21 protein-coding genes are annotated in these 21,755 nt (G+C 67.6%); 2 read left to right on the forward strand and 19 right to left on the reverse strand.

The annotated features are described in order from the left end of the window. Positions 1–52 precede the first annotated feature (52 nt). From coaBC to mihF, 4 genes are all read right to left on the reverse strand, one after another. Positions 53–1,297 carry a bifunctional phosphopantothenoylcysteine decarboxylase/phosphopantothenate--cysteine ligase CoaBC gene (gene coaBC / locus Y900_RS01125; protein ID WP_036338007.1) on the reverse strand — a complete coding sequence of 415 codons (1,245 nt, stop codon included), beginning with the start codon at positions 1,295–1,297 and terminating at the stop codon, positions 53–55. 21 nt (positions 1,298–1,318) lie between these two features. After that, positions 1,319–1,621: a DNA-directed RNA polymerase subunit omega gene (gene rpoZ / locus Y900_RS01130; RefSeq protein ID WP_036338010.1), complete on the reverse strand. Its 303-nt coding sequence runs from the start codon at positions 1,619–1,621 to the stop codon at positions 1,319–1,321. Positions 1,622–1,702: 81 nt separating this feature from the next. Further along, complete coding sequence (gene gmk / locus Y900_RS01135) at positions 1,703–2,320, reverse strand: guanylate kinase (protein WP_036338013.1); 618 nt, start codon at positions 2,318–2,320, stop codon at positions 1,703–1,705. A 7-nt stretch (positions 2,321–2,327) separates the two neighbouring features. Next, a complete protein-coding gene (gene mihF, locus Y900_RS01140; RefSeq protein ID WP_036338016.1) occupies positions 2,328–2,651 on the reverse strand; it encodes an integration host factor, actinobacterial type in 324 nt (107 codons plus the stop codon). A gap of 469 nt (positions 2,652–3,120) precedes the next feature. On the opposite strand from mihF, the gene Y900_RS32005 reads away from it, so the two are divergent. Next, positions 3,121–3,552: a hypothetical protein gene (locus Y900_RS32005; RefSeq protein ID WP_036338019.1), complete on the forward strand. Its 432-nt coding sequence runs from the start codon at positions 3,121–3,123 to the stop codon at positions 3,550–3,552. Positions 3,553–3,699: 147 nt separating this feature from the next. Here the strand turns inward: Y900_RS32005 and pyrF are convergent, their stop codons facing one another. From pyrF to pyrR, 7 genes are read right to left on the reverse strand one after another with little or no spacing between them, the layout of a single operon-like run. Then, positions 3,700–4,521: an orotidine-5'-phosphate decarboxylase gene (gene pyrF, locus Y900_RS01150; protein WP_036338022.1), complete on the reverse strand. Its 822-nt coding sequence runs from the start codon at positions 4,519–4,521 to the stop codon at positions 3,700–3,702. A 9-nt stretch (positions 4,522–4,530) separates the two neighbouring features. After that, entirely contained in the window at positions 4,531–7,872 is a 3,342-nt protein-coding gene (gene carB / locus Y900_RS01155; RefSeq protein ID WP_036338025.1) for a carbamoyl-phosphate synthase large subunit, read from the reverse strand. Further along, positions 7,873–8,994 carry a glutamine-hydrolyzing carbamoyl-phosphate synthase small subunit gene (carA, locus tag Y900_RS01160; RefSeq protein ID WP_036338028.1) on the reverse strand — a complete coding sequence of 374 codons (1,122 nt, stop codon included), beginning with the start codon at positions 8,992–8,994 and terminating at the stop codon, positions 7,873–7,875. Then, complete coding sequence (locus Y900_RS01165) at positions 8,991–9,521, reverse strand: PH-like domain-containing protein (protein WP_036338031.1); 531 nt, start codon at positions 9,519–9,521, stop codon at positions 8,991–8,993. The genes carA and Y900_RS01165 overlap by 4 nt, the downstream gene beginning before the upstream one ends. Beyond that, positions 9,518–10,813, reverse strand: a complete 1,296-nt coding sequence (locus tag Y900_RS01170; protein ID WP_036338034.1) for a dihydroorotase — start codon at positions 10,811–10,813, stop codon at positions 9,518–9,520. Before Y900_RS01170 ends, Y900_RS01165 begins: the two co-directional genes overlap by 4 nt. Next, a complete protein-coding gene (locus Y900_RS01175) occupies positions 10,810–11,763 on the reverse strand; it encodes an aspartate carbamoyltransferase catalytic subunit (protein ID WP_036338038.1) in 954 nt (317 codons plus the stop codon). Before Y900_RS01175 ends, Y900_RS01170 begins: the two co-directional genes overlap by 4 nt. Next, positions 11,760–12,326 (reverse strand): bifunctional pyr operon transcriptional regulator/uracil phosphoribosyltransferase PyrR, encoded by a 567-nt coding sequence (gene pyrR / locus Y900_RS01180; protein ID WP_036338041.1) that lies wholly within the window; start codon positions 12,324–12,326, stop codon positions 11,760–11,762. The genes Y900_RS01175 and pyrR overlap by 4 nt, the downstream gene beginning before the upstream one ends. A gap of 122 nt (positions 12,327–12,448) precedes the next feature. Here pyrR and Y900_RS01185 point away from each other — a divergent pair, with 122 nt between their 5' ends. Continuing rightward, entirely contained in the window at positions 12,449–13,651 is a 1,203-nt protein-coding gene (locus Y900_RS01185) for a serine hydrolase domain-containing protein (RefSeq protein ID WP_036338044.1), read from the forward strand. A 2-nt stretch (positions 13,652–13,653) separates the two neighbouring features. Here Y900_RS01185 and Y900_RS01190 read toward each other — a convergent pair whose 3' ends face one another. From Y900_RS01190 to Y900_RS01225, 8 genes are all read right to left on the reverse strand, one after another. Beyond that, positions 13,654–14,394 carry an inositol monophosphatase family protein gene (locus Y900_RS01190; protein ID WP_036338046.1) on the reverse strand — a complete coding sequence of 247 codons (741 nt, stop codon included), beginning with the start codon at positions 14,392–14,394 and terminating at the stop codon, positions 13,654–13,656. Next, the gene (locus Y900_RS01195) at positions 14,394–15,476 is read right to left on the reverse strand and encodes an ABC transporter ATP-binding protein (RefSeq protein ID WP_036338049.1); all 1,083 of its coding nucleotides are present in this window, start codon (positions 15,474–15,476) and stop codon (positions 14,394–14,396) included. Before Y900_RS01195 ends, Y900_RS01190 begins: the two co-directional genes overlap by 1 nt. Positions 15,477–15,499: 23 nt before the next feature. Further along, a complete protein-coding gene (locus Y900_RS01200; RefSeq protein WP_420329789.1) occupies positions 15,500–16,246 on the reverse strand; it encodes a carbohydrate ABC transporter permease in 747 nt (248 codons plus the stop codon). A gap of 65 nt (positions 16,247–16,311) precedes the next feature. Then, entirely contained in the window at positions 16,312–17,166 is an 855-nt protein-coding gene (locus tag Y900_RS01205; RefSeq protein ID WP_036338053.1) for a carbohydrate ABC transporter permease, read from the reverse strand. Positions 17,167–17,220: 54 nt separating this feature from the next. After that, the gene (locus Y900_RS01210; RefSeq protein WP_036338055.1) at positions 17,221–18,537 is read right to left on the reverse strand and encodes an ABC transporter substrate-binding protein; all 1,317 of its coding nucleotides are present in this window, start codon (positions 18,535–18,537) and stop codon (positions 17,221–17,223) included. A 31-nt stretch (positions 18,538–18,568) separates the two neighbouring features. Beyond that, positions 18,569–19,342 (reverse strand): SDR family NAD(P)-dependent oxidoreductase, encoded by a 774-nt coding sequence (locus tag Y900_RS01215; protein WP_036338056.1) that lies wholly within the window; start codon positions 19,340–19,342, stop codon positions 18,569–18,571. Continuing rightward, positions 19,339–20,823 carry an FGGY-family carbohydrate kinase gene (locus Y900_RS01220; protein WP_036338059.1) on the reverse strand — a complete coding sequence of 495 codons (1,485 nt, stop codon included), beginning with the start codon at positions 20,821–20,823 and terminating at the stop codon, positions 19,339–19,341. Before Y900_RS01220 ends, Y900_RS01215 begins: the two co-directional genes overlap by 4 nt. Then, positions 20,820–21,629 carry a DeoR/GlpR family DNA-binding transcription regulator gene (locus Y900_RS01225; RefSeq protein WP_237752468.1) on the reverse strand — a complete coding sequence of 270 codons (810 nt, stop codon included), beginning with the start codon at positions 21,627–21,629 and terminating at the stop codon, positions 20,820–20,822. Before Y900_RS01225 ends, Y900_RS01220 begins: the two co-directional genes overlap by 4 nt. Between the last annotated feature and the right edge of the window lie 126 nt (positions 21,630–21,755).

Genomic DNA, 21,755 nt, shown 5'->3' on the forward strand with positions numbered 1-21,755 from the left:
GCACGGTACGTCCCGCGCAAGGCTTATGCGCACGTTTCGTTATCTTGCGAAGCTAGGCCTCGCGCCGCAGAAGCATCGCAATCGCGTCCACGATACGGCTTGCCATCAGCGTCTTCGACCCGTGTTCCAACGCGAACTCGGTGCCGTCGGCGCTCAACAACCATCCGTCGTTGTTGTCCACCTCGAATGCCCGCCCCTCGCCGACCGCGTTGACGACGAGCAGATCACAGCCTTTGCGGGACAGCTTGGCGCGGGCATGGAACAGCACATCGCCGTTGGCGTCGCCGGTTTCGGCGGCAAAGCCGACGATGGCCCGCATATTGGGAAGCTGCCCGTCGGTGCGCTGACGCACCGCCCCGGCCAGCACGTCGTCGGTGCGCACCAGGTCGATCGCCGGACCCTCGGTCACGTCGAGCTTCTTCTTGATCTTGCTGGTGGCCACGTGGGCGGGCCGGAAGTCGGCGACGGCGGCGGCCATCACCAGAACGTGGGCGTCCGGCGCGTGCTTGGTGACGGCCTCGTGCAGTTGCTCGGCGGACGTGATGTGCAGGACGTGGACGCCGGCCGGGTCGGCGAGCCCGGCGGTGTTGCCGGCGATCAGCGTGACGTCGGCGCCGCGCTGGGCGGCGACCCTGGCCACCGCGTACCCCTGCTTGCCGGAGCTACGGTTGCCGATGAAGCGGACCGGGTCGATCGCTTCGCGGGTGCCACCAGCACTGACCAGGAGCTTGATCCCGCACAGGTCGAAGGGCATCGCGTCGGCGCGGGCCAGCAGAAGTTCGGCGAAGGTGGTGATCTCCTCCGGCTCGGGCAGCCGCCCCGGGCCGGTGTCGGCGCCGGTGAGTCGCCCGGATGCCGGTTCCAGCACCACCGCCCCGCGGCGGCGCAGCGTCTCCACATTGGCGACGGTGGCCGGGTGCAGCCACATCTCGGTGTGCATGGCGGGCGCGAACAACACCGGGCAGCGGGCCGTGAGGAGAGTCGCGGTCAGCAGGTCGTCAGCGCGGCCGGCGACGGCGCGGGCCAGCAGGTCCGCGGTGGCCGGGGCGACGACGACGAGGTCGGCTTCCTGCCCGAGCCGGACGTGCGGCACTTCGTCGACGTCCTCGAAGACGCCGGTGTGGACCGGATGCCCGGACAAGGCCTCAAACGTGGCAGCACCGACGAACCGCAGTGCCGATTCGGTCGGGATGACGCGAACGTCATGGCCGGCCTCGCTGAGCTGGCGGACGACCGAACACGCCTTGTATGCGGCGATGCCTCCGGCGACGCCGACGATGATCCGCTTGCGGTTCATCAACTGGCCCGGGCTGCTGGGCTACTCGCCTTCGGTGTGCTCGAGCAGGTCACCGTGGATCTCACGCATCGAGATCGACAGCGGCTTCTCCTGCAGGCCTGGCTCGACCAGCGGGCCGACGTATTCGAGGATGCCGTCGCCGAGCTGGTTGTAGTAGTCGTTGATCTGCCGGGCACGCTTGGCCGCATAGATCACCAGCGCGTACTTGCTCGACACCCGGTCCAGCAACTCGTCGATGGGCGGGTTGGTGATGCCCAACGGTGTGTCATAGGCGGTTGCGGCACCCGGGGCCGGATCGTAGTGATCCGTGCTGGCTTGCGTCACGTAGAACTTCTTCCTGGCGGATTGTGTGTCTGACTCGGTCTGGTGAGGCGGTGTCTCACGCCGGCTTCGGGGGCTGGATTGTCATGAATCTTCGCGGCCCACCAGCAAGGATACCAATTCAGCGCAGGCCGACTCCAATTGGCTGTTCACGACGACGACGTCGAACCGCCCCTGAGCTGCGAGCTCGGCCCGGGCGGTGGCGAGGCGACGCTCGACGTGGTCCTTGGTTTCGGTACCCCGACCGGCCAATCGCTGTTCGAGGGCCTCCCAGCTGGGCGGCGCCAGGAACACGGTCACCGCCTCCGGCATCGCCCGTTTGACGGCCTCGGCTCCGGCCAGGTCTACCTCGATCAACACCGGGTTCCCGGCCGCGGCGGCGTCGGCCACCGGCGCGGCCAGCGTGCCGGAACGCTGCAGACCGTTGTGGATCTCTGCCCATTCGAGCAGCTCACCGTCGTCGATCAGTTGCTGAAAACGTGCGGGGGTGACGAAGTGGTAGTCGACCCCGTCCACCTCACCCGGGCGCCGGGCCCGAGTGGTGGCCGACACGCTGAAGTGCAGGTCGGGTACCTGCTCACGCAGGCAACGGACGATCGTCGACTTTCCCACCCCGGATGGCCCGGACAGCACCACCACTCGGCCACGGCCGCGGTGGTCGGGCGTACCGCCCGCGCTGTCCGGCCCTCCGCCGGCATTCACCGACTGTCTAGTCAGCGGTGAAGTCGAACTTTTCCAGCAATGCCTTGCGCTGCCGATCGCCGAGTCCGCGCAGGCGGCGGGTCGGGGCGATCTCGAGCTCGGTCATGATTTCCTGCGCCTTGACCTTGCCCACCTTGGGCAGGGCTTCCAGCAGTGCGGAAACCTTCATCTTGCCGAGGACCTCGTCGGTCTCAGCGTCCTTCAGCACCTGCTTGAGGTTGGTGCCACCACGCTTGAGCCGATCCTTGAGCTCAGCTCGTGCGCGACGCGCGGCAGCAGCCTTCTCCAACGCGGCTGCACGCTGCTCGTCGGTCAACTGGGGAAGGGCCACGGGTTCCTCCGTCTCATCACCATCATTGTTTTGCCTGGGCCGGGTACTTCAGCCAGCGACGCCGACCGTACCCACGCTCTCTGACGAAATCTAACCCCACCCCCTGCTTACCGGTGCAAAGCCGCAGGATATGGCCCAAGATCACCTTGTTCGGACAGCTGTCGGGACAGCCGTCCGCCCGCGCAGCGGCGGCGCTGGCATCTTCGCGAGCAGACCGGGAAATGCGGCTCCACCTGCATGTTCTCTACCGGCGGGCAGTTCACCGTGGACCAGACACCCGTCCGACGTGCTCGACCGGGGCCGAATTTCACCTCACAGGCAGGTCGCGGCGTGTCGGGCGTGTCGAGACGCACCCGTCCGCGCGCTTACCGCACACACAGCTGAGCGAAAGATTTTGCATAGCCCGGCTACCTAACGTGGCCGGTGTCGGGGTGTTCAGCGAGAAATTCGACCCTCGAAGGGACGTGCCATGTCCATCACACATTCCACCCGGATCGCCGCAGTGGCAGTCGGGATCACCATCGCCGGGCTGACGGTCGGAGCGGTGCCGGCATTCGCCGACCCAGGCCGGGGCCCCGACCCAGGCCAGTGCGATTTCCCGGGTTGCCAGGGACCCGGCCAGCGCGGTCCTGACGGACCGGGAGGCGATCGCCGCGGCCCCGGCCCGGCAGACTGGCGCGGCGGCCCTGATGGCGGGCCTGGCGGGCCGCAATGGCGCGGCGGCGACGACCGCGGCTGGCGACCCGGACCGCCGCCGCCCGACCTCGGCTGGCGCGGGATCGACCAGGCCCGCTGGGACCACCAACCGTTCAACTACAACGGCAATTGGGTCAATCCGGTCTTCGACCAGGGCTACCAGGCCTGGGGATTCTGGCTGTTCGGGGTGTGGATCCCGCTGTGACGCTCCGGCGGGCAGGAGCGCAGCGACCCGGGAAATCACTCCGGCGGGCAGGAGCGCAGCGACCCGGGAAATCACTCCGGCGGGCAGGAGCGCAGCGACCCGGGAAATCACTCCGGCGGGCAGGAGCGCAGCGACCCGGGAAATGGCTCAGGCGAGGTAGGCGACCGCGTCGCGCAACTGCTCGGCCGCCGCCCGCATCGCGGCAACGTCCGGTCCGGCGCGCAGGACCTCCCGGCTCACCGCCGGCAGCACCTGCCCGGGCCGGGCGCCCCCGAGACCACCGAGCGACTCGGGGCGTCCCCCCTGGGCGCCGATGCCGGGCACCAGCACCGGCCCGCCGAGCTCGCTGAGATCGGGCACCACGTCCAGCGTGGCGCCGACCACGACGCCGACCGAACCCGGCCGCGGCCGGTCGGCCCGGTTGATCGCGGCCGCCTCGTCGACGATCGTCTGCGCGACGGTGCGCTGCCCGGCCATCGCGCGCTGCACCGAAGCCCCCTCGGGGTTCGACGTCGCGGCCAGCACGAATACCCCGCGGCGGTTGCGCGCGGCCACGTCCAAAAGCGGCTGCAGCGAACCGAATCCGAGATAGGGCGAGGCGGTGACAGCGTCCGCCGCAAGGGGGCCGTCACCGGCCCAGGCCTGGGCGTAGGCCGCCATCGTCGACCCGATGTCGCCCCGCTTGGCGTCAGCGAGCACCAGCACACCCTCCGCCCGCAAGGCAGCCATCGTGGACTCGAGCACCGCGAAACCCGCTGACCCGTAAGCCTCGAAGAACGCCACCTGCGGCTTGACGATCGCGAATCCTGCGTAGGCCTGCACACAGATCTCGCTGAACCGGGCCAGGCCGTCGGCACCGACCGGCAGGTCCCAGGCAGCCAACAATTCCGGGTGCGGGTCGATGCCCAGGCACAGCGGACCGCGCTGCGCGATCGCGGCGGCCAGCCGAGCGCCGAAGGCCTCAGTCATCGGCCCATCTCAGTCATGACCCAGCGCGGCGTGCAGTTCCTGCAGCGAGCGCACGTCGATGTCATCGCGGATGCCGGCCTCGATGCCCTGCACCGCCGCAGACGCGCCCTGCACCGTGGTGATGCACGGGACGTTCATCGACACCGCGGCTGATCGGATCTCGTAACCGTCGATGCGCGGCCCGGAGTTTCCGTACGGAGTGTTGATCACCATGTTGACGTCGCCGGCGAGGATGGCGTCCACCGCCGACATCGCCGGGCGGCCGTCCCCTGGTTCCTCGAAATGCTTGCGCACGACGTCGCACGGAATTCCATTGCGCCGCAGCATCTCCGCGGTTCCTTCGGTGGCCAGCACCCGGAAGCCGAGGTCGGCGAGGCGCTTGACCGGGAAGACGAGCGAACGCTTGTCCCGGTTGGCCACCGACACGAAGATCGTGCCGGTGCTGGGCAGCGATCCGTAGGCGGCGGTCTGACTCTTGGCGAACGCGCTCCCGAAGTCGCGGTCGATGCCCATCACCTCGCCGGTGGACTTCATCTCCGGCCCGAGCAGCGAGTCGATGCCGGTGCCGTCGGCCTTGCGGAACCGGTGGAACGGCAGGACCGCCTCCTTGACCGCGATCGGGGCGTTCGGCGCGGGGGTGGCACCGTCGCCGGTCGCATCCAGAACCCCTTCCGCGCGGAGCTGGGAGATACTGGCGCCCAACATGACTCGTGCGCAGGCCTTGGCCAGCGGTACCGCGGTGGCCTTGGAGACGAACGGCACGGTGCGGCTGGCCCGCGGGTTGGCCTCCAGGACATAGAGGACATCGTCTTTGAGCGCGTACTGCACGTTGAGCAGTCCGACCACCCCCACTCCGTGGGCGATCGCCTCAGTGGCCCGCCGTACCGCCTCGATGTCGCTGCGGCCCAGCGTCACCGGTGGCAGCGCGCACGCCGAGTCACCGGAGTGGATGCCGGCTTCTTCGATGTGCTCCATCACGCCGCCGATGTAAACCTCGGTGCCGTCGCAGAGCGCGTCGACGTCGATTTCGATGGCGTCTTCGAGGAAGCGGTCGACCAGGACCGGGTGTTCGGGTGAGAGCTGGGTGGCGCGGGTGATGTAGCCGTGCAACGTCTTCTCGTCGTAGACGATCTCCATGCCGCGCCCGCCCAGCACGTAGGACGGCCGCACCAGCACCGGGTAGCCGATCCTGGCCGCGATCTCGCGGGCCTGCTCGAAGCTGGTGGCGGTGCCGAATTTCGGTGCGGGCAGGCCGGCTTCGTGCAGCACCTGCCCGAAGCGGCCGCGGTCCTCGGCCAGGTCGATGGCCTCGGGCCTGGTACCGACGATCGGCACCCCGGCATCGGCCAGCCGCTGCGCCAGGCCCAGCGGGGTCTGCCCGCCGAGTTGCACGATCACTCCGACCACACCTGGGCCGCCGTGCCCGGACTGTGATTCGGCGTGGTACACCTCGAGGACGTCCTCGAAGGTGAGCGGTTCGAAGTACAGCCGGTCGGCGGTGTCGTAGTCGGTGGACACCGTCTCGGGGTTGCAGTTGACCATCACGGTCTCGAAGCCGGCCTCGCTCAGCGTGGTCGCGGCGTGCACGCAGCTGTAGTCGAACTCGATGCCCTGTCCGATGCGGTTGGGCCCGGATCCCAGGATCAGCACCTTCGGCCGCTCGGTCTGCGGGGCCACCTCGGTCTCGGCGGCGGGGTCCAGCTCGTAGCTGGAGTAGTGGTACGGGGTCTTGGCCTCGAACTCGGCAGCGCAGGTGTCGACGGTCTTGAACACCGGGTGGATGCCGAGCCGCCGGCGCAGCGCCCGAACCCCGGCTTCCCCGGCCAATTCGGTTCGCAGCGAGGATATCTGGCGATCCGAGAGGCCACTGTGTTTGGCCCGGCGCAGCAGGTCCTCGTCGAGGACCGGGGCATCGATCAGCTCCTGACGCAATGCCACCAAGCCGGCGATCTGGTCGACGAACCACGGGTCGACACCGGAGGCCGCCGCGGTCTCTTCCACGCTGGCGCCGAGGCGCAGCGCCAGCTCGATGTCGTAGAGCCTGCCCTCGGTCGGGGTGCGCAGCCGATCGAGCACGTCCGTCACCGAGCCGTCGTCGTCGCGCCCGGTCCAGAACCCGGCGCGGGTGGTCTCCAGGGAGCGCATCACCTTGCCGAGCGCTTCGACGAAGTTGCGGCCCAACGACATCGCCTCGCCGACCGACTTCATCGTGGTGGTCAACGTCGGGTCGGCGCCGGGGAACTTCTCGAACGCGAACCGTGGCGCCTTGACCACCACGTAGTCCAGCGTCGGCTCGAAGCAGGCCGGCGTTTCTTTGGTGATGTCGTTGACGATCTCGTCGAGGGTGTAGCCGATGGCCAGCTTGGCGGCGATCTTGGCGATCGGGAATCCGGTGGCCTTCGACGCCAGCGCACTGGACCGCGACACCCGCGGGTTCATCTCGATGACGATCAGCCGGCCGTCTTTCGGGTCCACTGCGAACTGGATGTTGCAGCCACCGGTGTCGACACCGACCTCACGCAGGATCGCGATGCCCAGATCCCGCATGACCTGGTACTCGCGGTCGGTGAGCGTCATCGCCGGGGCCACGGTCACCGAGTCGCCGGTGTGCACGCCCATCGGGTCGAAGTTCTCGATCGAGCACACCACCACCACGTTGTCGTGGTGGTCGCGCATCAGCTCGAGCTCGAATTCCTTCCAGCCGTATATCGATTCCTCGATCAGCACATTCGCGGTGGGCGATGCGGCCAGGCCGTCACCGGCCATCCGCTCGACGTCCTCGACCGAGTACGCCATGCCCGAACCCAGGCCACCCATGGTGAACGAGGGCCGCACGACCACCGGCAGTCCGAGCTCGGAGACGGTCTCGCGGACCTCAGCCATCGTGTAGCAGACCCGCGACTTCGCCGACTCGCCACCGACTTTGGCGACGATGTCCTTGAACTTCTGCCGGTCCTCACCCCGCTGGATCGCGTCGAAGTCGGCGCCGATCATCTCGACGTTGTAGCGCTCCAGCGTGCCGTTCTCGTACAGCGCGACCGCGGTGTTCAGCGCGGTCTGGCCGCCCAGGGTGGCCAGCACGGCGTCGATCTTGTTGCCGCGCGCCGCCTGCTGGGCGATCACCTTCTCGACGAACGCCGGGGTGATGGGTTCGACGTAGGTGTGGTCGGCGTACTCCGGGTCGGTCATGATCGTCGCCGGATTGGAGTTGATCAGGGTGACCTCGAGACCCTCGGCGCGCAGCACGCGGCAGGCCTGGGTGCCGGAGTAGTCGAACTCGGCTGCCTGCCCGATCAGGATCGGTCCGGAGCCGATGACCAGGATGTGCTTCAGGTCGTCGCGACGTGGCATTTACTTCTCCCCCGCCATCAGGTCGATGAATTGGTCGAACAGGTAGTTCGCGTCATGTGGTCCTGCCGCGGCCTCCGGGTGGTACTGCACCGAGAAGGCCCGGCCGTCAACGAGTTTGATGCCCTCGACGACGCCGTCGTTGGCACAGGTGTGACTCACCATGGCCGGCCCGAAGTCGGTGTCGAACCGTTCTCCTGCTTCGCCTTCCAGCGCGAAGCCGTGGTTCTGCGCGGTGATCGCGACGGTGCCGGTCTGGTGGTCGATCACCGGCACGTTGATGCCACGGTGTCCGAACACCATCTTGTAGGTGGACCGGCCCAGCGCCCTGCCGAGGATCTGGTTGCCGAAGCAGATGCCGAACAGCGGGATTCCGGCACCGAGCACCGCGCGGGTGACCTCGACGATGTGGTCGGCGGTCGCCGGGTCGCCGGGCCCGTTGGACAGGAACACCCCGTCCGGCCGCAGGTCGGCGATCTGCTCGAACGTCGCCCCGGCGGGCAGCACGTGGGTGGCGATGCCGCGCTTGGCGAAGTTGCGCGGGGTGTTGGTCTTGATGCCGAGATCGATGGCTGCGACCGTGAACCGTTGCGCCCCTTCGGGTTCGACCGTGTAGACCGCGTCGGTCGACACCTGGCCGGCCAGGTCGGCGCCCAGCATCGAGGGCTGGTTGCGGACCCGGCTCAGCAGTTCCTCGGTGTCTGCGAGCGCAGGGCCGGAGAACACGCCGGCCTTCATCGAGCCGCGGGTGCGCAGGTGGCGCACCACTGCGCGGGTGTCGATGCCGGCGATCCCGACGATGCCCTGCCGGGTGAGTTCGTTCTCGAGTGTCCCGGTGGCGCGCCAGTTCGAGGCGCGCGGCGACGGGTCGCGCACGACGTAGCCGGCCACCCAGATCTTGTCGCCGCGACTTTCGGCGTCCTCGTGGTTCCAGCCGGTGTTGCCGATCTGTGGGGCGGTGGCCACCACGATCTGGCGGTGATAGCTGGGATCGGTGAGGGTCTCCTGATAGCCCGACATCCCGGTGGAGAACACCGCCTCACCGAGAGTCTCTCCGACAGCACCGAATTCGGTACCGGTGTAGACCCGCCCGTCCTCCAGTACCAGATGGGCTTTACCCGTCACGCTGCTTCTCCTGTTGTCGTCCACCGGGCGTAGTCGCGGCGGTCGTCACCGCGAAAGCCCGTATCAATCTCGGTTCCTGATGGCAGCCGCCACCGAATCGCCAGAATGCCTGCCGGCGAGTCGGACTTGTTGCGGCCACCGGGGATGACCTTCCCCGCCAGTCCGCGCTCGGTGCGGATGGCGGTGATGGCGTCTTGCGGGATCCAGATCGGCGTCGCGCCGGAGCGCTCGAGCAGGATGCCCTCGGGATAGCGGGTCAACACCGCCTTGGACCGGTAGCCCAGGTCACCGGCGGCGATGCGCTCCAACCAATTCGGTGCCAACGTGCTGCCGATGTAGAGGCCGCGGGTCGGTGCGACGGTGGCCGAACCCAGCAGGTCCGGCAGGGCGGGTAACTCGCCCAGTAGATCCATCTGGCGCCGGGCTCGCCGCTTCCAGCCGCGCAGCATCCGGCCGATCAGCACACCGATGATGACGACGATCACGAACGCGAAGACAAACGATCCGATCGCCGTACCGGTATTCATGCGGGGCTCTTCCCGTCCCGCGCCGTGACGACACCGCGCAGCAGGGTCGCGGTGACCGTCGCAGGCAACGCCATCGCGGCGAACGGGGTGTTGGCCGAGCGGCTGGCCAGTTCAGTGCCGTCGACCACCCAGGTGGCGTCGGGGTCGACGACGACGAGGTTGGCCGGCTCCCCCACCTCCAGCGGGCGACCCTGATCATCGAGCCCGACGATGCGGGCCGGGTTCTCGCTCATCACCCGTGCGACGCCGCGCCAGTCCAGCAGGCCGGTCTGCACCATCGTCTCGACGACCACCGACAGCGCGGTCTGAAGACCGAGCATGCCGGGCCGGGCCCGGGAGAACTCGCAACATTTCTCGTGCTCGGCGTGCGGGGCGTGATCGGTGGCCACAGAATCGAGCACGCCGTCGGCCAGCCCCTGGCGCAGGGCCTGGGCGTCGGCGGCCTCGCGAAGCGGCGGGTTCACCCGGTTCACCCCGTCGTAGCTGGCCAGCCTGCTGTCGTCGAGCAACAGGTGGTGTGGGGTGACTTCGGCTGTGATCGAGATGCCCTGCTGCTTGGCCCATTTGATGATCTCGACCGTCCCGGCGGTGGACGCATGGCAGATGTGGACGCGGGCGCCGGCGTCACGGGCCAGCAGCGCGTCACGGGCGACGATCGATTCCTCGGCGGCCCGCGGCCAGCCGGCCAGACCGAGCCGCGCGGCGTTGGGGCCTTCGTGGGCGACGGCGCCGACGGTCAGGCGGGGCTCCTCGGCGTGCTGGGCGATCAGCACGCCCAGACCGGTGGCGTACTCCAGCGCCCGGCGCATCACCAGCGGATCGTCCACGCACACACCGTCGTCGGAGAACAACTTGACCTGGGCGATCCCGCCGGCCATCAGGCCCATCTCGGTGAGCTGCTTGCCTTTGAGGCCCACGGTCACCGCGCCGACCGGGTGCACGTCGACCAGTCCGACCTGCTGACCGCGCCGCCACACGTGGTCGGTCACCACCGGGCTGTCGGCCACCGGGTCGGTGTTGGCCATCGCGAACACCGCGGTGTAACCGCCCAGAGCCGCGGCGGCCGAACCCGTTTCGATGTCCTCGGCGTACTCGCGGCCCGGCTCACGCAAGTGGGTGTGCAGGTCGACAAAGCCGGGCAGCAGAACCTGGCCGGTGGCGTCGATGACGTCGGCATCATCGGGGGCGGCAAGCTTCGGCCCGATCTCGGCGATCTGGCCGTCGGCCACCAGGACGTCGACCTGATCACCCTCGCCGTAGAGACGCACTCCACGAATCAACACGCTGCTCATACCGACACCGCCTCGTCCGTGCCGACCAGCAGATGGAACAGCACCGCCATCCGCACGTGCACACCGTTGGAAACCTGTTGCAACACAGCCGATTGCGACGAATCCGCCACCGCGTAGGAAATCTCCATACCGCGCAGCATCGGGCCGGGATGCAGCACCACGGCATGGCCGGGCAGCACCGCCTGCCGGCGATCGGACAGCCCGTAGCGGATGGAGTACTCGCGCTCGGAGGGGAAGAACCCGCCGTTCATCCGTTCGGCCTGCACCCGCAGCATCATCACCGCGTCGGCGGCGGGAAGCTCGGCGTCCAGATCGTGCGATACCGTCACCGGCCAGTCGGAGACCCCGACCGGCAGCAGCGTGGGCGGCGACACCAGCACCACCTCGGCGCCGAGGGTGGCCAGCAGCGACACGTTCGACCGCGCCACCCGGCTGTGCAGGATGTCGCCGACGATCACCACCCGGCGGCCTTCGATGTCACCGAGCCGCTGGCGCAGCGTCAGCGCGTCGAGCAGGGCCTGCGTCGGATGCTCGTGGGTGCCGTCCCCGGCGTTGATCACGCACGGGCCCGTGCCGTCGTCTTCGAGGGTCCACTGGGCCAGTTGCTGCGCGGCCCCCGAGGCCGGGTGGCGGATGATCAGCGCGTCGGCGCCTGCGGCGCGCAGCGTCAGTGCGGTGTCCCGCAGCGATTCACCCTTGGCCACCGAAGATCCCGAGGCGCTGACGTTGATCACGTCGGCGCTCATCCACTTGCCAGCCACCTCGAACGACACCCGGGTGCGGGTGGAGTTCTCGTAGAACATCGTGATGATCGTCCGCCCGCGCAGGGTCGGCAGCTTCTTGACCTCGCGTCCCAACAGCGCCTGCCGGAACCGGTCGGCGTTGTCCAGGATCGCGGTGGCCTCGTCGCGGGTCAGATCGCCCGCCGAGAGTAGGTGCCTGACTGTCATCTCGGCGGCCCTCCCTGCGGTGCGATCCAGATACCTTCCACCCCGTCGTCCTCCACCAGCCGAACCTTGACGTTCTCGCTACGTGACGTGGGCACGTTCTTGCCGACGTAGTCCGCCCTCAGCGGCAGCTCGCGGTGCCCGCGGTCAACCAGGACCGCCAGCTGCACCACGGTGGGGCGGCCGATGTCGCGCAGGGCGTCCAGCGCCGAGCGGACCGACCGCCCGGTGTAGAGCACGTCGTCGACGAGGATCACCAGGGCGCCGTCGATTCCGCCCACCGGGATGGAGGTCTCTTCCAAGGCGCGGGGCGGCTTGAAGTCCAGGTCGTCGCGGTAGAGCGTGATGTCCAGGCCACCGCGCTCCACTGTGACGCCGGAGAACTCATGGATCTTGGCAGCCAGCCGGTTGGCGAGGGTGACGCCCCGGGTCGGGATGCCGAGGAGGATGACGCGGGGCGCATCAGGGGCGTCGAGGGCGGTCTTCTCGATGATCTGGTGGGCGATGCGGGAAACGGTTCTACCGACGTCCGCATCGGACATCAATTCGCGGTCGGTGGAGCCCACGAGCTTTCCGGACCTCCTTCTCCGCCTCTCTGGACGGATCGTTAAAGGATGTCGAACTGTCGGGCAGCCTAACACCCCTTGCCGGCGGATCCCGAAACGCGCCCGTCAGTAGAGTTCTTACGGTGAACCTCGGGGACAACCGCACCTCGGTCGTGCAGGCAGTCGATTCCGGACTACTGGCCGGGGCCGTCACCCTGGCCTGGCAGCAGGGAAAGATGCTGCAGGTCAACGAGATCGGGTATCGCGACGTCGAAGCCGGTCTGCCGATGCAGCGCGACACGATCTTCCGGGTCGCCTCGATGACCAAGCCGGTGACGGTCGCGGCCGCGATGGCGCTCGTCGAAGAGGGCAAGCTCACACTGACCGATCCGGTCACCCGCTGGCTTCCGGAGCTGGCCGACATGCAGGTCCTGGTGGACCCGGCCGGCCCGCTGGACCGCACGGTGCCCGCGCGCCGGGCGATCACGATCGACGACCTGATGACCCACCGCAGCGGGCTGGCCTACGTGTTCTCGGTCGGGGGGCCGATCAGCCGCGCCTACGGCCGGGTGTCGCTGCGCCAGGACCAGGACCACTGGCTCGCCGAGATCTCCCAGCTGCCGCTGGTGCACCAGCCCGGGGAGCGGCTCACCTACAGCCAGGCCACCGACGTGCTCGGCATCGCGATCTCCCGCATCGAGGGCAAACCGCTGCACACTGTCCTCGCCGAGCGGATCTTCGAGCCCCTCGGCATGTCCGACACCGGCTTCTTCATCTCGCCAGACAAGCGCGCCCGCGCCGCCACGATGTATCGCCTCGACCCCGAATCCGGCCTGCAGCACGACGCCATGGGGCCCATCCCGGTGACCGAGCCGCGGTTCTGCCAGGGCGGGGCCGGTCTGGTCACCACCGTCGACGACTATCTGCGCTTCGCCCGGATGCTGCTGGGCGGCGGTGACGTCGACGGCGTGCGGGTCCTGTCGCCGGAGTCGGTGGAGTCAATGCGTACCGACCGGCTGACCGCGGAGCAGAAGCAGTTCCCGTTCCTGGGTCTTCCGTTCTGGGTGGGCCGCGGCTTCGGCCTGAACCTCTCGGTGGTAACGGATCCGGCGAAATCGGGGCAGTTGTACGGCCCCGGCGGGTTGGGCACCTTCAGCTGGCCCGGCGCATACGGAACCTGGTGGCAGGCCGACCCGGCCAACGACCTCATCCTGATCTACCTGATCCAGAACTATCCGAACATGAGCGCGCCGGCGGAGGCGGTGGCCGGCAACACCTCGCTGGCCAAGCTGCAGTCGGTGCAACCGAAGTTCGTCCGGCGCACCTACGGCGCGCTGGGTCTCTAGCGCTACCGCAGCTCGACCGCCACTGCCGACGACCCCGGGTCCGGCCGACTGACCCGAAGTCCGGCTTCTTCGGCGATGACGGCCGCGGCTGCCCAATCATGCTCGGCGAGATCGGTTTCGACGAATCCGTCGATCGCACCTTCGGCGACGGCGCAGATCGCCAACGCCGCCGAACCGAAGATCCTGGCATCGGTGTAGTCGCGCATGTGCTGCGCGGTCAGCGTGAACTGCTCGCGGCGCACATCGGCGGAGTACGAGTACCCCATGCCGAGCAGCCGCGCCCCGCGGTCACCGTCGGGGCCGGTGAGCCGACGCACCCCGCCGCTGTCGGCGAGCCACGCGCCCCCGCCGCGATGCGCGAAGTAGGTCTTGCCCAGTGCCGGGGCCACCACCGCCCCGGCGAGCCAGCGGCCGTCGGCATCGACCGCGCCGACACACGTTGCGTAGTAAGGGATTCCCCTGGTGAAGTTGGTGGTCCCGTCGAGTGGGTCGATCGACCACCTGACCTGAGCCGTGTGTCGTCCGGCGGGGGGCAATTCCTCCCCGGTGATCTCGTCAGCGGGCCGCCGCGCGTCGATCACACCGCGCACCGCATGCTCGGCGGCGACGTCGACGTTCGTGACCAGGTTGCCCTGCTCCCCTTTGCTCGCGATCTGGAGCTCGCCTCGGGCCCCTGCGGCGAGCACGTCCGCCCCGCCGCGGGCGGCCGCCAGCGCGACGTCGAGCAACTCTGCGGCATCCATCACGACTCGATGCGAGCGCCGGTGGTTTTGTCGAACACGTGCAGTCCGCCGTCGCGGACCGACATCGCCACCCGCGCGCCTTCGGCGAGATCACCGAGCTGCGCGATGTCGAGAACGCTGACCAGCGTGCAGCCGGACGCCTCGACGGCGACGATCGCACGCGGGCCGAGATGCTCGATCAGGGCAACTCGGCCGATGGAGCCGAGCGGCGCGTCGTTGTCGCCGTCGGGTCGGTGCAGCACGAGATGCTCTGGACGGAAGCCGGCGGTCACCGGCTCCGAGTGCCGGGCGACATCTCCGACCGGCAGTGCCAGGCCGTCGGACGAGCGGAACACCCCGCCGTCGAGCACGCCGGGCACCAGGTTCATCTTGGGGCTCCCGACGAACCCGGCGACGAAGGTGTTGGCCGGCTTGTTGTACACCTCCAACGGGGCGCCCTGCTGGGCGATGCGCCCTTCGTTCATCACGACCATGCGGTCCGAGAGGGTCATCGCCTCTTCCTGATCGTGGGTCACGTACAGCGAGGTGATGCCCAGCCGGCGCTGGATGCGCAACAGCTCGGTGCGGGTTTCGACGCGGAGCTTGGCATCCAGGTTGCTCAACGGCTCGTCGAACAGAAACACCGCAGGTTCCCGGATGATCGCCCGGCCGATCGCGACGCGCTGCTGCTGACCGCCGCTGAGGTCCTTGGGCTTTCGCGACAGCGCACCGGTGAGGCCCAGTGTCTCGGCGACGACCGCGGCACGATCGCGGGCTTCCTTCTTGGCAACCTTCTTGGCGCGCAGCGGAAACGCGATGTTCTGCTCGACGGTCAGGTGCGGATACAACGCGTAGTTCTGGAAGACCATCGCGATGTCGCGGTCTTTCGGTTCCAGCGCGGTGACGTCCTTGTCGCCGATCCGGATGGTCCCCGCGGTGACTGGCTCCAAGCCGGCCAGCATCCGAAGCGACGTCGACTTGCCGCATCCCGACGGACCCACCAATACCGTGAACGACCCGTCTGCCATCTCGAGATCGAGGTCACAGACGATGCGAGCATCACCGTAGGCCTTGTTCACACCACTGAAAGTGACTGTAGCCATGCTTTTTTCGTTCTCCTGCCGTGCTAGGTCTTGACCGCGCCACCGCTGATGCCCTGGACCAGGCGGCGCTGAACAAAGAAGCTCGCGATGACAACCGGGACGACGGCGATCAAGATCGCCGCGCACATCGACCCGATCTGCACTCCGCGGAAGGTGTTGAACCCGGCGATCGCCACCGGCAGGATCTTGGCGTTGCCCGGCGCCAGGATCAGGCCGTAGAACATGTCGTTCCACGACAACGTGAAGCCGAAGATCGCCGATGCCCCGATACCCGGCAACACCTGAGGCAAGACGACCAGCAGGAACGCCCGGAACCGGCCGAAACCGTCGACGCGGGCCTGCTCTTCGATGGACTTCGGCACCGCCTCGAAGAAGCCGATGAGAAACCACGTCACCACCGGCGCGACGAAGCTCAGGTGCGCGAAGATCACCGGCACCAGGCTGTCCTGCAGGCGCAGCGCATACGCCATGGTCAGGAACGGAAACACCAGCACGGCCGGCGGAATCATCTGCGCGGCAAGCAGTCCGAATCGGGTGACAGTGCCGCCGGCCCGGTACGTGGTGATCGCGTAGGCACCCATGCAGCCGACCACGAGGCTGATCGCCACGCTGATGAAAGCGACGAAGAAACTGCGTGCCGCCGCGTCGAGAATGCCGGAGGACAGCACCGACCGCCAGCTGTCCAGATCTGGGCTGAACAGGATGAGAGCCGGATCATTGAGCTGCACAGGAGATTTGAAGCTCGCCAAGATGATCCATGCTATCGGCATGACCACCACGACGACCCCCACCCACAGCACCACGATGCGGGCCAGGGTGTATCCCTTCACACCGCTCATGCGTCGCGGTTCCTCTCCAGCAGCCGGAAGGTGATCACAACCGCGGTCAGCACCACGGCGAGCACCACGAACGCCATCGAGGCCGCGCTGCCGAGCCGGAAGAACTGCACGCCGGTCTGATACGTGTAGTACTGCAGTGTCTGGGTTTCGGTACCGGGTCCACCTTTGGTGGTGGCGTAGACGTACTCGAAGACCTTCATCGCATCGAGCGCCCGCAGCAGCACCGCGACGGCCAGCACGGGCCGCAGCAGCGGCAGGATGACCCGCCAGAACACATACCAGGGCGGCGCGCCGTCGACGCGGGCCGCCTCCAGCGGCTGTTTGGGGATCGATTCCAGGCCGGCCAGCAAGAGCAACACCATGAACGGAGTCCACTGCCAGACGTCGATGAGGGCCAACGTGTAGAGCGCATGACCCGAGCCCAGGAAATCGATGTCCACACCGAACTTCTTGAGCACGAACGGGATGGCACCGAGTTGGTCGTTGAGCAGGAACCGGAACGTCAGACCGACGGCGACCGGCGTGATGAACATGGGCGCCAGCAGCATCGCGCGGGTGACATCCCGAGCCCACTTCTGGCGCTGCAGCGCCATCGCCAGCACCAGGCCGATGACCAGTTCGAGTACCACCGCCACCAGGACGTAGGTGGCGGTGGTTCCGAATGCCTGCCAGAAATCGGGGTTGGTGAGGGTGTTGACGTAGTTCGTCAGTCCGACGAACCGGGGTGCGCGCCGATCGGTGAGCTTGTAGTCGGTGGCGCTGAGGTAGAGCGCGTAGAACAGTGGGAATCCGACGACCGCGACGAACAGCGCCAGCAGCGGGCTCAACATCCCGTATTTGAATCTGGTCATGCCGGGTCCTTCCTACTCGTCACGGTCGCCGGATCCCACAGTGTCTGATTGGGGTCAGCCTCGGGTCTTCTCGGCGGCGGCCTGCGCATCGCGCAGCGCGTCGTCGACGCTCTTGGTGCCGGCCACGGCCTCGTTCAATTCCGTTCCGACGGCCTGGATCATCTCCTCGGCGTTGGTCTGGTTACTCAGCGGCTTGGCCTTCGACAGGATGTCCTTGACCACCGAGTAATAGTCGGCACCGAATCCGTCGGCGAGCACCTTGGGATCCTGCGTGCTGCTGCTGCGAATGACCGCGCCGCCCTTGACGACCCGCTCGAGGTCGACCGGCTTGGACGTCAGCCAGGAGGCGAATGCCCAGGCGGCGTCGGCGTTCCCGGAGTTCTGCGGGATCGCCCAGCTCCACGAGCCCAGCACGTCGACGCCACCGGGCATGGCGGTCAGCTTGAACGGACCGACGCCGGACTTGGCGGCCGTTCCGTCCGGGGCGTTCAGCGACGGCAGGTTCCAGTTGTAACTGACCAGGGACGCCGACTGCCCGCTGGACACCGACCGGCCGGCCTCGTCGAAGCCCCAGTTGAGGCTGTTCTTCGGGGCGGCGGTGTTGTACAGGTCGACGTAGGCCGACAGCGCCTTCTTGGCCTCGGGGGTGTCGAGGGTGTACTTGCCCGAGTCGTCGTAGATGGAACCACCCGCGGCGAACAGGAAGTTGGCCCATTCCTCGAACACCTTGTAGCCCCGCTGCGGCTGCATGGCGATGCCGGCCCGATCACCGGAGACCAGCTTCTTGGAGTTCGCCACCAGGTCGTCGAGGGTCTTGGGTTCGCTCAGGCCCGCCTTCTGGTAGTCCGGCACGCTGTAGATGTAACCGAGCGCATAGTTGTAGAACGGTACCGCGTACCGCTTGCCGTCGACGGTGTCGATGTCGGTGAGCGGCTTGAAGAAGTCCGCATAGTCGTAGTCGGCGGTCGAGTCGATGCGAGAATCCAACGGCTGCAACCAGTTCGCAGCGACGAAGTCCTTCATCCAGACGTTGTCGACGACGACGAGGTCATAGGTCGCCTTGGGCGGTTGGAAGGACGCGACCAGCTTGTCGCGGATCTGGTCGTAGGTCTGCGGCTCGATGCTCACCTTGATGTTCGGGTACTTCTTGTTGAACTCGGGGATCATCGATTTGACGATGTCGGTGTCGGGCACGTTCTCCATCAGGATGTTGACGGTGCCCGACATATCGGTCGGCACCTGACCCGACCCGGTCGCTGACGGGGCTTCCGGCCCGCCGCTGCCCGCGCACCCCGAGAGCAGGAGCGCTGACGCGCCGATGGCGCCCAGACACGTTGCGGCGCGCCGCAACCCTGGAGTTGTGAACTTCATTGCTTCCCCTTTTCGGTGGTGAACATCAGGGCTAATCCATGTAGGCGCCGCCGTTGACGGCCAGCGCTTCGCCGGTGATGAACCGGGCGTCATCGGAGAGCAGGAAGGCGACGGTGTAGGCGACGTCCTCCGGCTGCTGTAAACGGCCCAGCGGTGTGTCGTCGATCCACATCTGCTTGACCTTGTCGGGCGTGGTTCCGCGAAGCTGCGCCTCCCAGTCCAATTCGCGCGACTGCATCGGCGTGGCCACGAATCCGGGGCACACGCAGTTGACGGTGATGCCGTGCTCGGCGAGTTCGTATGCCATCGCCTGGGTCAGGCCGACCACGCCGTGCTTGGAGGCGACGTAGTCGGACAGATACGGCACCCGGCCTTGCTTGCCCGCCATCGACGCGGTGTTGACGATCGTCCCGCGGCGCCCGGTGCGAACCATCGCGCGGGCCGCCGCCTGACCGCAGATGAACACCCCCTTGAGGTTGATGTCCATCGTCAGGTCGTAGTTGTCCAGCGACACGTCGAGGAACGGCACCATGAACGAGATGCCGGCGTTGCTCATCCACGCGTCCAGCCCCAACCGGTCGGCGATGTCGTCGGCGACCATCGCGGCCTGCGCCGGGTCGGTGACATCGAGCTGGGTGGCTTCATGGCCCAGGCCTGCCGGGTCGTCCAGCCCGGCGGCGACGGCGGTGGCGGCGTCGAGATCGATGTCGGTGACGACCACCCGCCAATCACGTTGGGCGGCAACGGTAGCGATCGCCTTGCCGATTCCCGATCCGGCTCCGGTGACGACCACGGTCTTGCTCATTGACGAGTCCTTTCAGCTAGCGTGTGCGAGATGGCGGTGGTGGCTGTGGCCAGGTCGCGCCATTCCTGGTATGCGGCGTCGTAGACCGCGACATTGGCGGGGTCGGGCACCACGGGTTCGCCGAGCCGGACGAACTGTCGGCACTGGTCCCATCCCGCCAGCGCTCCGACACCGACCGCGGCGATCAGCGCGGCTCCCAGTGAGGCGCCGGGATGGTCGACGATGGGATGCACCGGCACGCCGAGGACTTCGGCGTGGATCTGCTTCCAGAGGGTGGACTTGCTGCCGCCGTTGGTGATCGACGCGCGGCCGAGTTCGATGCCCAGCTCGCGGAACACCTCGACGTGGTGGCGGAAGCCGAAGGCGATGGCCTCCAGAGTCGCGCGGTACATGTCGGCGCGCGTGGTGCCCAGATGCAGACCGGCGTAGACACCGCGCAGGTCCGGGTCGTGCAGCGGGCTCTTCTCGCCGAGGAAGTACGGGAGGCAGAGGACGTCGGCGGGACGCCGGTGCTGCGCTTCGCGGTCCAGGTTCAGCAGATCCTCGCCGCCGACGAGGCTTTGGAACCAGCGGATCAGGCTGCCGCTGGTGGCCATGCAGCCATTGGGCAGCCACCGGCCGGGCACCGGATGGGCATCCAGATAGAGGCGTCGGTCGACGACGGGATCGTCACTGGCCACCAGGATGTCACCGGCTCCCCCCAGCTTTACCAACCAGTCGCCGTGTTCTTCGACGCCCGCGGCGAAGGCCGACAACACATGGTCGGCACCACCGACGACCAGAGGGGTGCCCGCGCGCAGACCGGTGCGTTCGGCCATCTCGGAGCTGAGTCCGCCGGCAACGTCTCCGGGCGACCGCACGGGCGGCAGGAGCGCGGGATCGACACCGGCGGCGGTCATCACCGAGCCGACCGGTTCCCCGTCGATGGTGAACAGGCCGGACTCCAGCGCCCAATTCTTCTCGACGTGGGCAGGGGCCCCAAGGGCGACCAGCAGCCAGTCGTAGGAGCCGACGAAACAAGCTGTCCGCGCGACGATGTCAGGTTCGTTGCGTTCCAGCCAGAGCGCGGTGGGCGCCACCGACTGCTGGGTCAGTGCGGCACCGGTCAATCCGACGAGGTCGATATCGGCCAGGGCCGTTGCCAAGGTGCGGATCTCATCAGCGGCCCGGGCGTCGTTCTGCAGGATTGCCCGGCGCAATGGTCGGCCCGCGGCATCGATGGCGATGACGGCGGGCACCATGCCCGTGGTCGCGATGGCTTTGATGTCGGACGGTGCGATCCGGGCGGCGTCGACGACCTCGGTGAGCGAACTGATCACATTGGCCAGCCACTGCTCCGGATCCGCCTCGGCCCAGCCGGGCCGGTCACTGAAAAGTGTTGATTCACGGCTGGTTTGCGAGACGATTCCACCGCCGGTGTCCAGCAGCACCGTCTTGGTGCCGGTCGTGCCGATGTCCACGCCGATGGTGTAGCCGCTCACAGGGCTTCGTCCAGGACGCGGTCGCCGGGCTTGCCGTCTCGATCCACGCAGAGCACCTCAACACCGAGGTTGCGGGCTGCCACCAGGGTGGGGTGGTCAGCAGGACTGTCGGTGACGATGTGGCCCGCCGCACTCAGCGGGGCAACGGTCAACAGCTGCACCCGGCCGAGTTTGGACTCATCGGCGACGACGATGATGCGGTCTGCGGCGCCGGCGGCCGCACGCTTGGCGCTGCCCTCGACCCGGTGATAGTCGGTCAGGCCGCGGACGGGATCGACGCCGGCGACACCCATGATGTAGGTGTCGCAGTTGTACATCCGGTAGACCGCTTCGGTTTCGAAGCCGATCAGGCTGAGCTCGCCGGGGCGAAGTTGTCCCCCGGTGACGATGATCGTGGTGTCCGGTTCGTCCGCGAGCTCAATGGCGGCCAGCAGGCTCGGCGTCACAATGGTGAGTCCCAGCCGGCGGCCGCGGATGGCGCGGGCCACCGCCAGCACCGTGCTGCCGCTGTCGAGGATGACGGTCTCGCCCGGCTCGAGGAGTTCGACCGCCGCCTCGGCGATGTGCATCTTCTCGGTGGCCGATCTCGACGCTCGGCTCTCGAAGGATGGTTCTTCGGCCTTCTGATAGGCCTTTATCGCACCACCGGTGATGCGACGGACCAGACCGGATGCCTCCAACGCGTCGACGTCTCGTCGGATCGTCATCTCGGAGACGCCGTACTCCTGTGCCAACGAGGCGTATTCGATCTCACCCTCGTCGAGGACCCGCTGCTCTATTTGCGCACGCCGCGTCTTGGCTGACACCAGTTCGCCCGCTCCTTGTTGTGAGTGATTCACGAAGTGTGGGTCTCAATGTAAAGTCTTCACGACTTGGCTGCAACAATTACCGGACTAATCGGAACTATCTGTAATTTTCTTGCAGAACTTGCC

It is taken from the genome of Mycolicibacterium aromaticivorans JS19b1 = JCM 16368, from assembly GCF_000559085.1.
GTDB lineage: Bacteria > Actinomycetota > Actinomycetes > Mycobacteriales > Mycobacteriaceae > Mycobacterium > Mycobacterium aromaticivorans.